Here is a 14,301-nt window from a genome sequence, read left to right as displayed (position 1 = left end):
AATGACCTTCAAGCTTCTGATTTTATGTTCCCCACTCTTGCTGGCTGGTTGCATTTCATTGGATCCAGATTACAAGCGGCCGGAGTTATCTGTCCCGGCAACGTCCCCGCAGGGGGAAGGTTATGCCAGTCTGGGCAATGCCCGTGCAGGTAACTATAGTGAGACAGGTTGGTATGATTATATTCAGGATGCCCGGCTCCGGCAGGTTGTGGCGATGTCGCTTGATAGCAGCCGGGACCTGCGCGAGGCCGTTGCCAGCGTGAAAGCCGCCCGGGCTCAGTATGGAGAAGAGCGCTCAAATCTCTTTCCGACCGTAAACTCTGAACTCAGCGGAAGTCGCTCCCGTTCGCTCGCAGGCGAGGGTAACAAGACCGCACTGAGCTCAAGTTATGAGGGAGATGCCAGTGTCAGCTCCTTTGAACTCGATTTGTTTGGTAAGAATCAGAGTTTGACACGTGAGCAGTATGAGACGTATCTCAGTACGCTTCAGGGAGCACGAAGTACCCGCCTGACCGTGCTTTATAACACTGTTGACTACTGGCTGACACTCGCTGCAGACCGAAGCAATCTTGCAGTTGCAAAACAAACCGCTGAAAGTGCACGTCAGTCATTACACGTTACGCAGGCTCAGCTTCGTTATGGAACTGTATCAATGGTGGACGTTTCTTCCGCAGATACCACGTATCAGTCTGCGCTTGCGGATGTGGCCAGTTATACAACCAGCGTGGCTCAGGACAAAAATGCACTCAATCTTGTCGTCGGAAAAAGAGTTCCCGACGACCTTTTACCTGAAGGCATTGATACACTTTCCCATGCATTCCGAGAAATACCGGCGAGCATATCATCTGACGTTTTACTTAATCGGCCTGACGTTCTCGAGGCTGAGCATAACCTTAAGTCTGCCAATGCCAGCATCGGCGCTGCCCGGGCAAATTTCTTTCCCAGCATTTCACTTACTGCAAGTGGCGGAGCCGCCAGTTCCGACCTTTCATCTCTGTTTAAGCATGGGGCCGGAGTCTGGTCATTCTCTCCCAGCATCTCTCTGCCCATTTTTTCTGGCGGCTACAACACCTCGCAGTTGAATTACACAAAAGCCCAAAAGGAATATTACGTGGCGGCATACGACAAGGCGGTTCAGACGGCGTTCCAGGAGGTAGCAAATGCGCTGGCACGACAAGGCACCATAGATGATCAACTCACCGGCCAACAGAATTACGTGAATTCCGCTGAAAACTATTACAACCTGGCGGACCTTCGCTACCGAAATGGGGTCGATAGCTGGCTAAACGCACTCATTGCTCAGCGTACGCTTTATACAGCGAGGACGTCACTTATTAGTACTCAGCAGGAATATTACGAAAACCTGATAACGCTATATAAAGTTATGGGAGGAGGAACCGCACTGACAGAATCGGATATTAAACACTGAGGACATCTGCCAGCCAGACAATAATTCTGAGAGGGCTGGCCGTTATCTGCCTGAGTAATGAATCTGTGAATAATTAAGAAATCGGGAGTTTTTTATGAAAAAAACTTTTGCCTGTACGCTGTTTCTTTTAAGCATATCTGCTGCCGTCTACGCCGTTCCCTTCGACGGCGCTGGCCCTTCTGGCCCCATGCCACCCCTGCTATCCCAATGCCAGGAGCAGTAGCATCGTTTACCGCCCCTCCTTCAGCAGCGGAAATGAGCGTGGTCAGCGGCTTGACGTACTGGCTATTTAACGACACCTATTATCGTGAAATAGGAAATCGGTATGTGGTGGTAGAAGCCCTTGTCACGCATGCTCATAATAAAGCGATGCCGGTGATGGACTTTAACGGGAAGCGCTATTATGTCAAAGCGGACAGGTATTATCAGTGCAACATTGATGGGGATTTTTATGACGACCTGCGGTGAATTGTTTCAGGCGAAATGTTCTCCTCGTTTAAGGATAGCGTTGCATCGACCCGTTGAACTCACAGCCCTTAGGCGACTAGGGTTCTTCCTGTGGACGGCTTTGTGCCAAACGCGGACTTTAACAAATATCCAAGCTCGCGTATTTTCAGCGTCGATATTATCAGTAAGGGTTCAATTGATTCAGGGGAATACTACAGAAGTTTTGCGATTTTCAAGCACACTAGAAATGAAAAACGCCATTTCTTTAATCAAAATTTTTGCTACTTCAAGTGTTCCACCTAGAGTTCCAATGGAAATTGTCTTACTCATTTTCCTATTGCATGTCTGGCACTTTTCTTTCATGTTCATGGCTCCCTCCTTAGAGCGAGAAGCTTACCATCACTCACCACTCTCATAACTGCCCAGCGTAGCACGCAGGCTAACTTTAATTTCCTCCAAATCACTATGGCCTATTCTGCCATCATTGAGCACCTTGTGGAATACCAGCGCCATTGAATCGGTCACGACTGGCTTTTGCGGGGCGGTGCATAATTCTTCGATAAACAGTCCATTAACATTGCGCAAATAATATTCTGCGTCTTCTTTGCTGTGCTTCAGCACTGTTTTAAAGCCTGAAACTACTGTCCAGTATTTCGGCACCTGCTTTCCCTTCAGCGCTGCAATATCAGTTTTAGTTGTTTCAGACATCAGTATTCACTCCAGCTGTAATTAGAAGCTATTGGCTCGCCTCCTGAGAAGCTAAGGATGGCTCATCTTCTGGCGGGATTGCCACCTCGCAGTGATACCCATTGGAGATAAGACCGACATCTCGCAAGCCTCCCAGACACATGCGGCCCGTTTCTTTGGTAAGCTGAATTTTTCAAGCTGAAATATTTTCCGGTAAACGAATGCGCGCAATGCTTCTTCTTTGGTTTGGTGGTAACTGGAACGTGCTGCACCCCTTAAAAACCTCTTAACATTGCGTGGCGGCAGCTCTCTGGGACCACCGGTGCGATAACTAAGCATCATGACTCCTTAGTATCTAGGAATCGTACCAGGAGCCACTTTCACAACGGCTCTCAATAGATACCCAATAACAGGCAATCTATGCAATTATAAGGGACGATTTAAGCTCAAGGTTGCAAGGCATGGCAAAGTTCATAAGGGACTACAAAGGGGCGTTCAGGCGCAACAGGTATATTGGGCTCGGGCTAAGAAAATGGATATTCTTTACGCTGAAGAGTGCGCTGCTGTTTTTGGTACTTATTCTGGCTTTCAGCGTTCTACAGTACGCAGTTATTTTCGGTACTCCTTTGTTTGACTATTTAACGGCTACCGGTGTTCGTATTTCTAGTATCTGCGGGATTCTCGCATCACTGATAGTGAGCTTTGGACCAAGTATGTTGTACAGCATTAGATACTGCGTCAGGTGACGACCATCTTATTAAACGGACCAAATTTATGGAAGGGTGGGACCTGACAAAATTTAAACTGCGTGTGCATGCTGGCACACAATTTCTTTTAGGACTTCTATCATGGTTATATGTTCCCCCCCTTTCCTTATTACTATATAACCTGACTTTTCTACCGGATACAGACAGCTAGTCTCAACTTAAAGATGTGATAATACTCAGTGTCATAGTGCTTGTTACATCGCTTATCCCGTGTGTGGTATTCATTGGGATGGCAAAGGGAGCCAGCCTAGTAAAACAAATCATTGGAATCGGAGGCGCTGGGGTTGGAGTACTTTTTATACTATCAATTTTTTGCCTGTCATTCCCGCTATGCGGACAAATTTTACAGTGAAAATCATCGATATTATTGACATTCAGCCCTATAAATACGCGGTGACTTACGATTCATATCCAGAAGAGGTTTTTATACAGAAAAGTTGGCATCATGAAAAATCGTCAGATAATAAGTTTTACCTTTTCGATGGTATGACGATGTTTTCATTTGGCTCGATACGCTTAGTTTGTCCGGTGGAAGCAGCGGTAACATACCGTGAAAGCTTGAAATTCGTACTAGGATCTAAGGAATATGATGACATTAAAAGACAGGAACTTCGGTTGTTCGCAACTGACGATATTCAGTTCTTTCATTAATTTACTAGCCCGCCAGCGGCTTAATGGCTGTGGTGGTTAAATTAACAACACCCAGCTTATGGGTGTTGTTAATTATTAATAAAACAAATGTCAAATTAAATCATTTACTTTCCATGAAGTAATTTATTGATTTTTTCTCGATAAATTTATTTATAAAATATGCCGAAATAATAGATGATATCATGACTATGACAGCTATATGATTGCTAACAGGATATTTAAAAATATTTATAAAGATAAATATAAAAATAGGGTGTATTAAATAGTATGGATACGATATGTCACCCATGAACTTACCAATCTTATTATTGGTTATTTTAGCTACTATTCCATAACCTTTTGAAATTGAGGAGATGAAAATAGAAAATAATAAAGGCGCGAAAATCTCATTCTGCCTGCCATAGTCTATTTTTAGGAAAAAATAGGTAAACGCGACAATGCATAATACTTGTAATGCACTTTCACGATAAAAGCATCTGTTTGAAGATGACCTTGAAATAATGATGAAGGCTGCTATGCCAATAGAGTAATCCATTAGACACCTTAGCATTCCCCAGTATAGGAATTTGTTAACCATGGCGTAATGAAGGTTCATGAAGTCTGGAGAATCAATACTTATTTTTAGAAGACAGGAACAAACTACAATAAGAAGAAATGGCAATAAAAGTATTTCTGAATGCTTTTTCAAAAAGTAAATTATTGGGAATAAAATAATACCAACCCATAATTCTGCTGAAATGGTGTAAGCTATGCCAATTGGATTTAATGTGATCATTGGGAATTGGCTTTTATCATTAAATGGCAGCATTTGAGAAAGAGTAAATACTTTAACAATATCAGCAAGGTTTGGTAATGGTGTTTTATCCCATAACATACATATTGGAATGCTTATAATTACGCAAAAGAAATATACGGGAGCTAATCTTAAGTACCGTTGTTTAGCGAAAGTTAACGGGTCAAACGTATCTCTTTTAAGGACAGATGAAGCAATAACAAACCCGCTGAGCACTAAAAAAAAGTCCACAGCAAGTATGAAAGAAAATGGGAAGTAAGGTTTGTTATTCCAATAGAAAAAATGGCCCATACTGACCATCAAAGCCATTGCACCACGGAAAAAATCAAGACTGACATTTCTTTGCTTTAAAATCATTTTTTTACGAAAATAAAAGTTAAATGTAGTCCCACTATCCTTGATTTTTCGATCATGTTCACCATTTTTCTCGCTTACAAAGATTTTCCCCTCGCTAGTCAGATCAATGCCAACCCCCTATGTATATACCCTTAACCTGTCAATGCCATGGATGCCATCAGAAAATAGCTTAAGATCAGTTGGAATGCTCAACTGCTTGATGTTCAACGTATGCTTCCGACACCAACTAAATCTTGACAGTGCAACCCACTACATTAGGATCATTACCATAACAAACGTATTGGAAATGATAATGAAAGTAGCATTGCGCACGGGTTCTCGTACGATGGGAATTGGTCAGCTTGAAATTCCTACAGTTCCTGCCGGATACATTTTAGTCAAAGTAGAAACCGTAGGGATTTGTGGGTCAGACCTTACTGGCTTTAAGCACTATCCTGAAAGTTCAACGCCGGATGGTCACGAGTATGCCGGGGAAGTGGTTAAAGTCGGCGATGGTGTTAGCCGCATCAAGATCGGAGATCGTGTAACTGCTGACGTATTTCTGAATGCAATGTGCGGAGAGTGTGAATTCTGTCGCCGTGGAGCGCCACTTCATTGTACAAATCGCGGCCAACTAACGACCGGCGGTTTTGCTGAGTATGTACTGGTAAAAGAAATGGCATCTTTTGTTTTGCCAGAATCAGTCGATAACACGCTGGGTGCGTTAGTTGAACCACTGGCCGTCGCAGTTCATGCGGTGAGAAAAATGCAGATTTCCCCTGGTTCCACTGGCGTTATTATCGGCGGTGGAGCGATCGGACTATGTTCGTTAATTGCAGCAATAGATGCTGGTGCCGAGAAAGTATTTGTAGTCGCAAAACATCCAACTCAAATTAATTTAGCTCTTGAGTTGGGGGCAGCAGATGTATTATCAACAGATGATAATGAGGCTGTTGAAAAGTTAATGCAGAAAACCAATCTCGGCGTCGATTTTGCTATTGAAGCTGTTGGCGGAAAACGTCCTACGATGGATACAGCATCCAAATTAGTCAGAACACTTGGAAAAATTGGCGTCGTTGGAGCATTTGAGCCGGGATACAACGGATTCGAGCTGTTTAATTCTTTAATGAAAGAGCACCAGATATATTTCTCGAACTGCTATGGGTATTTAGATGGGAAGCATGATTTTGAAGTTGCTATCGATATCCTATCTCGCCGTGGAGACTCTCTACGCAAGATTGTAACTCATGTTATGAGCCTTGATGAGATACATGAGGCATTTTTGGTTGCGGAAGATAAATCCACAGGCTCTGTGAAAGTTCACCTCAAACCATAGATACTCAGTACTAATACCCGCTTCGGCGGTTTTTTTCGTTTTGGTAACAGGAGAATTTTCGATAAGAGGGAGTAAATCTAATCGGGGGTGCTTAGGGATGACGGGGAGGGGTTCTTTCTGCGGGGGGGACAAATTAGTGACGCACCTACAGTACCGTAAGAGTGTCACTAGTATGTCATTACTTTCCTGTGTGTCACTTGTGAATGCAGGATTAGCCTGTTAAAACAATCAGTTATTGATGCGCCGACGTTCTTCTAAGCCATAGATCACAGGTTCGAATCCTGTATGGACCATTACAAATCAACGAGTTAGCCCCCTGTTTTCCCCTCCGAAATTAGTGTGTGGGACAGCTTTGGGACGGAAACCCCAAAAATCGAATCAATTTGCTTGGCATGCTCCGTTAAGTGATTCGGTGACAGGTGAGCATACCTGCGTACCATTTCGATAGATTCCCATCTGCCCATCTCCTGCAAAGCAGAAAGTGGCACTCCGGCCTGAACCAACCAACTTGCCCATGTGTGGCGAAGGTCATGAAAATGGAAGATTTTCAATCTCGGCCCGTTTGATTGCCAGGCACCATACAGTGTTAGAATCCACCTTCAGTTTTCTGATCGTTGGTGTAGCCGTCCCATCAGATCGCTTGCTGGCGGTCGTGTGAACAAAAAACCATTTATTGTGATTACCTATCTGCTCACGTAATACTTTACATGCCGTGTCGTTTAAAGCTACGCCAATAGCTTTATCTGACTGACTCTGCTCCGGGTGGGTCCATGCCACCTTTCGCTGCATGTCTATTTGCTGCCATTCCAAGTTAACGATGTTGGATCTGCGCAGGCCGGTAATCAGCGCAAATATCACCGTCGATTTTAGAGGCTCAGAACACTCATCGACCAGGCGTTGCGCTTCATTCGGCTCAAGGCGTCTGACGCGCTTGTTGCTCACCTGGGGGACATTGATGACGGGAGTCTTTTCCAGCCATTTCCAATCCCTTTTAGCGGTACGTAAAAGAGCCTTCATTAATGCAAGGTACTTCACCTTTGTCGATGTGCTGACAGGCTGCTGCTCGTACTCTGGAGCATCCTTTCCCATTTTCACAAGAGACTGAGCGTGCAGCCGGTGATTTTCAGCGGCGCGGCGGTTGGTCATTTCACTGATCGCCGTGTAAATTCTGGCCTCGGTAACATCCTTTAATTTCACCCCTTCAAAATGCATAAGCCAGAATCCCATCCGACTTTTGTCATCATCCAGACATTTCTTCTCAGCTTTTTCCTCCAATCACCTTAAGCAAGTCTCGCCGAAACTCACGTCAGGAAAATCACCAAGGCGGTCTATTCGCCATAGTTCAGATTTTCGCTTGCCATGGAGTTCCTGTGCCTCCCTCTTGTACAAAGGATTTGGTATTGGGCAGACATGTAAATCTTCCTGACGTATGCCGTTTAAATCATAGAAATAAGTATAGCGGCTTAGGAGGAAGCGTCTCTCAGACAGCACTGAGTGACACGGATCGCAAAGTGGAATGTCATACGTTCACAACTGCAAAGTCGGTGAGTAGACTGAGTCATCACTGGCTTAATGGTTAAGGATGAAGGGATGTCTACACGCGAAAAGATGAATATCGGCGAGCTGTACACGGACATGGGCGAAGGGCTGCCGGAGGAGCGCCGGGCCGGAAAAGAGCGGGTGTACGATTACAACCTGACGCCCCCCTCGGAAGAAGAGAAACGCCAGCGGTTGCTGAAAGATATGATGGGCAGCATCGGTGAGAACGGCTGGATTGAACCGCCGCTGCGCGTGGCTTACGGCACGCATACGCACATCGGCAAGAACTTCTACGCTAACTTCAATCTCACGCTGGTGGATGACGCCACGGTGACCATCGGCGATAACGTGATGATCGCGCCGAACGTTACCCTCGCCACCGCCGGGCACCCGATCGACCCGGAAATTCGCATCAGCGGGCAACAATTCTCCCTGCCGATCGTGATTGAAGATAACGTCTGGCTGGGCGCGGGCGTGATTGTGAATCCGGGCGTGACCATTGGCCGCAACAGCGTGATCGGCGCAGGTAGCGTGGTCACAAAATCCATTCCTGCGAATGTGGTCGCGGCGGGTGTCCCGTGCCGCGTCATGCGGGCGATCGGGCCGGAGGATCGTGAGGCGTTTTTAATATAAAAACGTTAATCGAGTGACGAACTCACACATTCGGCTTTCCGCATAGCCTTACACCGTGGCCGACGCTTCTACCTAAGTAAGGCTTTGTTGAATAAATAAGATTTAGATAACAGATCCTCCTGTCAGTCATTTTCTCAGACAATCCGCACACTTTCTGGCATGCCTGCACGCGTCATTTTGTCCAATGCACGGATCATGGCCATAACCTCGTGGGTAGCACGTGAAAAACAGATACGGCGGGAATTGGCACTTCCTCACCCCCAGAGTCGTTGACGCTGTCTTAAAAGAAGTCGATATAAAAATTACGCGCCAGCAGGTTGAATCGCACGAGCCAAATAAGGCCGCGGGTAAGACCCTTGCGAAGAAATGGGGGGATATGTTTCATGCCACTCGCGAGCGCTTTCAAAATAAGACTGCTGATATCCATCGCAGCAACTATCGATACTGGTTCAATTTTAACGAAGCAAATAGTGTAATAACGAATTATATCATCGGTTATTACTGCCAACTCAGACCCCCAACAATATAACGGTGGATTAACACCTAATGAATCAGAGCGATTGTATTGGGAAAAACACTAAAGGCGTGGCCAGTTTTTGTTGACCACCACAGTCTGCATGGTGAATAAGACGAGGATAGTGATCACAATTGCTGATCCAGCAATCATTGCCAAGAGCGTGAGCTGATAGATTTGGATATTCTGATTTTTGAGCGTATCACCGATGTCCACATTCAGCTGCAACTGCTCCATGTAGCCGGAAATGAGTCGGCGGGCGGTTTCACCTATGCCAGTGTTGCCATGGAGCTCACGCAGAGAAACGGCATCATTCTGTTCACGGGATCCTTTCAGGAACGTCGGCAATTTATTCTGGATATCTTGTATCGTGGCGAAACCCAACTCCGTCATTTGTCGGTCGCGGCCACTGGAAATATCGTTATCCAGATAATACTGATTGAGGTTCTTGAGATTACTCACCAGTTCACTGAGCTTTTTCTCAACGTCGGCCTGTTTGGTCGGTTCAGTCTCGCTCTGATGTCTGTACATCCAGATAATCAGCTGATTGCTGGCATCCACCATTTTGCCTAAATCGATAATTGAAAGCACGATATTGCTCTGGACATACTGAAAGCGTAACTGAAACGCCATCACGACCAGAACAGCGATAATCACCAGGGAGATAAGTGAGGCAGAAAGCAGAGAAAAGACCAGGAATAATCGCTGTGTAATTGTCATATTTATTTTTACCTGGGTTGCCTGGATAGTCGACTCATCGATCCAGAATATCAGTGAGCCGCGATTGATGAGCACCTTGTTGTAGGCTGACCAGTTGGTCACTTTGAACTTTTGTTTTGCCACGGGGTACCGCGTTATCGTCAGGAATGTGGGGATCTGATCCTGATAACGACCAAAAGTTCGATTTATTCAACAACGCCTCTATTAAAGCAAGTTACCGTGATTCAAAAGTCTACCAACTTATTGAATATTAAGTAAAAACCTTCCAGATTTTTTATTTCCGCACGTGAATGCTCTTAACGGGATTAAGTCGTCAAGGTTACCAAATTTAAATAGAAGTATTTTGGTGAGGTTTTTTAATTTTAGCGGTAATTTTTTTCTCTATTTTCATATAGACCAGGCAACCAAATAAAATTACTAACATAGAAAGTAGTAATCCAAAAAAATCAGAGCTATTCAGCCACGCGTACTTTTTATATATGTTGTCAGCCAACAAAATGAATAATTGGTGGGTAAGATATATCGAATAGGAAGCCCCCCCTAATAATAGCGCTTCTTTTTGAAATCGACCATTGTCAATACTGTCAATGTTTACTGTGAAGAGCAAAACAAGAATAAATGATGTTAAACCAAATGATAATATACGTGGGAGACCTTTGCTGGCCATAAACATGGCGAACAACGTGATAATGACAACGATAAATATCATTACTGCTCTTGATAGTTTGGTTTTTAAATTTACTTTTTTCATGTAAAAAATAATAAATCCCATGATGAAATCAAAGAAAATGGGGTCCCCTACCATATAACTTAGGTTCACCCAACCAAGCCTATCGCCTTTTAATCCGAAGATATTAACTGAAAAGACCACAGCCGTAATAATAAGGGAGTACATTACTATGCATGTGTTCTTGCTTTTTGATATGGCTATAATCAATGATAGTGTCACATAGAAGAACATTTCATAAACCAATGTCCACGCTGGCGACATTATCATATGATAGCTTTCGCTATTATTAAAACTTGGCAATAGAAGTACGCTTCCCAATACGGTAGCTATGGAAAAGTTTGAGCTTCCATACATACATTTCAAAACATAAATAATAAAAGATGGGGCTAGAATCACAAAATATAGAGGATATATACGCTCAACTCTCTTTTTTATGAATTCATATGCCGCCAAATGATTGTTTTTTTTAGTAAAGTCATTTAGGGTGTAAGCCATTATAAATCCACTGATCACAAAAAAAATGTCAACGCCAAAACCACCAATATTCTCAAAATTAAGTTTTTTGTATATATAACCATTGTGTGACCATAAATGATTTATAACAACTAGGATAGCTGCATATCCTCTAAGGTATTGAACACCATTTAGTTTGTTTTTTTTGGCTAACATATTCCCTTCGCAAACGCTTACTTTCGTGAGATAAAATCATCCGCCGCGCCTTTATTGTATTGGCTTGATATGAATAATTTTCCATTCCATTTGAATAAGGTAATCCATAAACCCTGTGACAACCGACGCTATCATTCATATGCGAATAAGCATAAAACAATTAGCCGTGGGATACCCATGCCACTGCTATGCCAGTCTGCATATTGTGGGGAGCAATAATCTCATGTTATCAATACGTTTTTAGTCGCGCCAGTTCCTTAGCAGATGCTAAATCGGCTTGCACCATCTCGATCACCAGATCCTGTAACGATGTTTCTGGTATCCAGCCCAATTTACTTCGCGCCTTGGTTGGGTTCGCCGGCGCTTTACATTTTTCCTCAGGACGGATGTAGCGAGGATCAACGGCAACCACCACATCTCCCACTTTTAGAGCTGCTGCAACTGGACTGATAATCGCGGCAATTACACCTTTTTCATCCATACCCTTACCGACGAAACGGAGTTTTATACCTAACTCCAGTGCGGCAAATGTCACAAACTGGCGCACCGTATACTGTACGCCAGTGGCAATGACGTAATCCTCTGGTTCATGCTGCTGCAACATGGACCACTGCATTTTGACGTAATCTCGGGCATGCCCCCAGTCTCGCAGTGCATTCAGATTACCTAAATGAAGGCATCGTTCTAATCCCTGAGTAATATTCGCCAGGCCAATAGAAATTTTACGGGTCACAAAATGTTCGCTGCGGTGCGGCGATTCATGATTAAAAAGTATACCGTTGCAGGCATGCATACCAAAAGTTTCACGGTAATTAACTACCGTCCAAAAATCGGAGACCTGTGCGACGGTTTCCGATGGATAGGGGTTAGATGTCACCATTTCATTGATGGTCAAACCATTAACCAGGCAGCACAGTTCTGAAGGTGAAGCATGGTAGTAACGGGTTTTATGTTCTAATCCCTGGGAGCGTATAGCTTCAAGTATTCGCAGGGCACTGATACCGCCTGCTGCCAGAGAATCGTGTGGGCGTATATACCCAGTATTGGCATGATTAAGCCCCCCAAGATTATAAATTTCGTCTGGGCGAATCGTGGCTAATAAATCATTAATACAAGAAACATCAGACATGATTTCATCATGAATATGCAAATCGCGGGATTTTATACAGAACTTATCATAGACGAATTCTGTGTACTCACTTGCTACTAAAGGAATATGTCGATTAATACCATGGACTGTGTAGCCTTTTTTTAATAAAAGCTCAGACAAATAAGAACCATCTTGTCCTGATATACTGATAATAAGTGCAACTCTAGACATATATGACCCTTAATTACAATTAAAAAACGTATCGCAACGGATGCGCGATTAGAATTGTAAGGTTATTCGCAATAACTATGTACAACCCAGGTGTAATATGTGAAATAGAACAATTTAATGTTTTTTGGAGGGCCAATTATTTTGTGCATGGTTATGTATAGGGATGATTTATCCTATGTGCAGAATTGCTATGAATTTATTCTTAGCTTAGAATATATAAATAGACGGGTGCTTTTTGACATAACAAGCAGGCAGGAAAAATAAAATGAAATATTATAAAATAAAACCCATACCAGCGGTAAAAAACCTTTTATCCTGTCACCAGGATAGAAATGATTAATAAATAGTATAAAGAGAATCATACCAATGACAGCAATGATAACTGGGGAAATTTTTAACAATAAACTAGATATATCACTACCTATTAATTTCATCATGCAGTACATGACGGGCACAAAATTAATCATGTTGGCTATTAAGTAAAATTGGGCAAAGGTATTAATATCAAAATTCACCCCGAGTATAAAAGCGCTTAACTGAAGAAATGCGCCAAATATTCCTAGTTTCATCAATAAATCGGTTCGACCTTTCGCCATAAACACCGCCCCTGTTGTACTCAGAACAGATTGGATGATGGCGGTGGGTGCCAGCCATTTGAGGATTTCTGCAGTTTTTATCCACTGGTCACCAAAAACTATGGTGACCAGTGGATAACTGTAAAATCCAATAATACTCATTAACGGTGCTGTCAATGCGAGAATAACAAAAATCGTATTAAGATAAGTCGTCAAAATTTTGCCATTCTCATCCTGATACTTGCTCAGGATAGGATAAAGCGATCGTGTTGCTACAAATGTCAGACTCTGCAACGGGAAAAGCATTATGCGGTAAGCCAGATTGTACTGCCCTAAAATGGCTGCCGACATGAATTTCCCGACAATGAAGCTGTCAGCATTACGCGAAAAGTAGTTGATCAGATTGAATAAAGATAGATAAGTACTGAATGAGAAAATCTCCTTAATATCATTCAACTTAATGAGCTTTTTAACTGAAGGTCTCCAGGTTGAAACCATCCAAAACTGAACGGCAGACATCAGATTTAAAGTTATTGCCTGAGCAACCAGACTAAACACGCCAAAACCAAGGTGGGCCATAATAACCGCAACAATCACCGACACCAGTGTCGATGTAATTTCGATTCTGGAGATCGTTTTGAACTGAGAGTTCCTTTCCAGCAAAGCAAGATGCGTGGCTGCACAACTGGATAAGGGGAACGTAACGCCAAGCAGCATCAGAATTGTGATCAGCTCAGGATAGCCGTACAACGTAGCCAACGGCTTTGCCAGTAACATGATCAGCACGCATAAGAAAACACCCAACCCCACATTTAGCCAGAAGATGGAGTTTATGAGATCGTGGCTGAGTGTTTTTTTCTGAATAATGGCAGCTGACGTTCCCAGGTCCCTGAGCAAAATCCCAAGGTTGATTACCACCACCGCCATCGCTAATAGACCATATTGAGCAGGTGGTATGATCTTTGCCAGATAAATAAGATTTACAGCCTGGACAAAGATCTTGAAAAATTGTGATAGGGAATTCCATTTTGCATTAGACAAAAGACTCATCAAAAAATCATCCTTCTTTATGACTCATCGAATGTCGACAGCTGATAAAACGAGGAGGTCATGTTAGTGTCCAAAATAGACTACAATGGTCTGGTTAGTTGTCA

Annotated in this window: 11 protein-coding genes and 4 pseudogenes; 7 read left to right on the top strand and 8 right to left on the bottom strand. The window is 43.4% G+C overall.

Annotation, left to right across the window (positions count from 1 at the left end; translation table 11 throughout):
- The first annotated feature begins 1 nt into the window (after window position 1).
- Together EAH77_RS04500 and EAH77_RS04495 are read left to right on the top strand one after the other, a co-directional pair.
- Window positions 2-1,429 carry an efflux transporter outer membrane subunit gene (locus EAH77_RS04500; RefSeq protein WP_140470611.1) on the top strand — a complete coding sequence of 476 codons (1,428 nt, stop codon included), beginning with the start codon at window positions 2-4 and terminating at the stop codon, window positions 1,427-1,429.
- A gap of 255 nt (window positions 1,430-1,684) precedes the next feature.
- Window positions 1,685-1,897 carry a hypothetical protein gene (locus EAH77_RS04495; RefSeq protein ID WP_140470610.1) on the top strand — a complete coding sequence of 71 codons (213 nt, stop codon included), beginning with the start codon at window positions 1,685-1,687 and terminating at the stop codon, window positions 1,895-1,897.
- A gap of 180 nt (window positions 1,898-2,077) precedes the next feature.
- On the opposite strand, the gene EAH77_RS25100 is transcribed toward EAH77_RS04495, so the two are convergent.
- Entirely contained in the window at window positions 2,078-2,245 is a 168-nt protein-coding gene (locus tag EAH77_RS25100; RefSeq protein WP_161985764.1) for a hypothetical protein, read from the bottom strand.
- Window positions 2,246-2,275: 30 nt separating this feature from the next.
- Entirely contained in the window at window positions 2,276-2,584 is a 309-nt protein-coding gene (locus EAH77_RS04490; RefSeq protein WP_140470609.1) for a hypothetical protein, read from the bottom strand.
- A gap of 1,094 nt (window positions 2,585-3,678) precedes the next feature.
- Here EAH77_RS04490 and EAH77_RS04480 point away from each other — a divergent pair.
- Window positions 3,679-3,981, top strand: coding sequence for a hypothetical protein (locus EAH77_RS04480; protein ID WP_140470607.1), 303 nt, complete (start codon window positions 3,679-3,681; stop codon window positions 3,979-3,981).
- Between the two features lie 100 nt (window positions 3,982-4,081).
- Here EAH77_RS04480 and EAH77_RS04475 read toward each other — a convergent pair whose 3' ends face one another.
- The gene (locus EAH77_RS04475; RefSeq protein ID WP_140470606.1) at window positions 4,082-5,131 is read right to left on the bottom strand and encodes an acyltransferase family protein; all 1,050 of its coding nucleotides are present in this window, start codon (window positions 5,129-5,131) and stop codon (window positions 4,082-4,084) included.
- 292 nt (window positions 5,132-5,423) lie between these two features.
- Between EAH77_RS04475 and EAH77_RS04470 the strand changes: the two genes are divergently transcribed.
- A complete protein-coding gene (locus EAH77_RS04470) occupies window positions 5,424-6,446 on the top strand; it encodes a zinc-dependent alcohol dehydrogenase (RefSeq protein WP_161985763.1) in 1,023 nt (340 codons plus the stop codon).
- A gap of 308 nt (window positions 6,447-6,754) precedes the next feature.
- Here EAH77_RS04470 and EAH77_RS04465 read toward each other — a convergent pair.
- A pseudogene (locus tag EAH77_RS04465) lies at window positions 6,755-7,829 on the bottom strand (site-specific integrase); the annotation flags it as partial.
- A 207-nt stretch (window positions 7,830-8,036) separates the two neighbouring features.
- On the opposite strand from EAH77_RS04465, the gene EAH77_RS04460 reads away from it, so the two are divergent.
- The 3 genes and pseudogenes from EAH77_RS04460 to EAH77_RS04450 all read left to right on the top strand — a co-directional run.
- Window positions 8,037-8,618 carry a maltose acetyltransferase domain-containing protein gene (locus EAH77_RS04460; RefSeq protein ID WP_140470604.1) on the top strand — a complete coding sequence of 194 codons (582 nt, stop codon included), beginning with the start codon at window positions 8,037-8,039 and terminating at the stop codon, window positions 8,616-8,618.
- A 220-nt stretch (window positions 8,619-8,838) separates the two neighbouring features.
- Window positions 8,839-9,000, top strand: a pseudogene (locus EAH77_RS04455) (DUF2280 domain-containing protein); the annotation flags it as partial.
- A 69-nt stretch (window positions 9,001-9,069) separates the two neighbouring features.
- Window positions 9,070-9,221: pseudogene (locus EAH77_RS04450) on the top strand (IS3 family transposase); the annotation flags it as partial.
- Window positions 9,222-9,876: 655 nt separating this feature from the next.
- Here EAH77_RS04450 and EAH77_RS25095 read toward each other — a convergent pair.
- The 4 genes and pseudogenes from EAH77_RS25095 to EAH77_RS04430 all read right to left on the bottom strand — a co-directional run.
- Window positions 9,877-9,975 (bottom strand): annotated as a pseudogene (locus tag EAH77_RS25095) (IS5/IS1182 family transposase); the annotation flags it as partial.
- Between the two features lie 205 nt (window positions 9,976-10,180).
- Window positions 10,181-11,251, bottom strand: a complete 1,071-nt coding sequence (locus EAH77_RS04440; protein WP_140470602.1) for an acyltransferase family protein — start codon at window positions 11,249-11,251, stop codon at window positions 10,181-10,183.
- 229 nt (window positions 11,252-11,480) lie between these two features.
- Window positions 11,481-12,572, bottom strand: coding sequence for a GDP-mannose 4,6-dehydratase (locus EAH77_RS04435; RefSeq protein WP_140470601.1), 1,092 nt, complete (start codon window positions 12,570-12,572; stop codon window positions 11,481-11,483).
- 188 nt (window positions 12,573-12,760) lie between these two features.
- Window positions 12,761-14,197 (bottom strand): lipopolysaccharide biosynthesis protein, encoded by a 1,437-nt coding sequence (locus EAH77_RS04430; protein WP_140470600.1) that lies wholly within the window; start codon window positions 14,195-14,197, stop codon window positions 12,761-12,763.
- Between the last annotated feature and the right edge of the window lie 104 nt (window positions 14,198-14,301).

The sequence above is a fragment of the Ewingella americana genome (assembly GCF_006438725.1).
Lineage (GTDB): Bacteria > Pseudomonadota > Gammaproteobacteria > Enterobacterales > Enterobacteriaceae > Ewingella > Ewingella americana_A.
This window is presented reverse-complemented; position numbering and strand designations above follow the sequence as displayed.

Coding starts and splice junctions, on each gene's coding strand:
- EAH77_RS04500 (WP_140470611.1), top strand. CDS start 2: ATGACCTTCAAGCTTCTGATTTTATGTTCCCCACTCTTGCTGGCTGGT.
- EAH77_RS04495 (WP_140470610.1), top strand. CDS start 1,685: ATGAGCGTGGTCAGCGGCTTGACGTACTGGCTATTTAACGACACCTAT.
- EAH77_RS25100 (WP_161985764.1), bottom strand. CDS start 2,245: ATGAACATGAAAGAAAAGTGCCAGACATGCAATAGGAAAATGAGTAAG.
- EAH77_RS04490 (WP_140470609.1), bottom strand. CDS start 2,584: ATGTCTGAAACAACTAAAACTGATATTGCAGCGCTGAAGGGAAAGCAG.
- EAH77_RS04475 (WP_140470606.1), bottom strand. CDS start 5,131: ATGATTTTAAAGCAAAGAAATGTCAGTCTTGATTTTTTCCGTGGTGCA.
- EAH77_RS04470 (WP_161985763.1), top strand. CDS start 5,424: ATGAAAGTAGCATTGCGCACGGGTTCTCGTACGATGGGAATTGGTCAG.
- EAH77_RS04460 (WP_140470604.1), top strand. CDS start 8,037: ATGTCTACACGCGAAAAGATGAATATCGGCGAGCTGTACACGGACATG.
- EAH77_RS04440 (WP_140470602.1), bottom strand. CDS start 11,251: ATGTTAGCCAAAAAAAACAAACTAAATGGTGTTCAATACCTTAGAGGA.
- EAH77_RS04435 (WP_140470601.1), bottom strand. CDS start 12,572: ATGTCTAGAGTTGCACTTATTATCAGTATATCAGGACAAGATGGTTCT.
- EAH77_RS04430 (WP_140470600.1), bottom strand. CDS start 14,197: ATGAGTCTTTTGTCTAATGCAAAATGGAATTCCCTATCACAATTTTTC.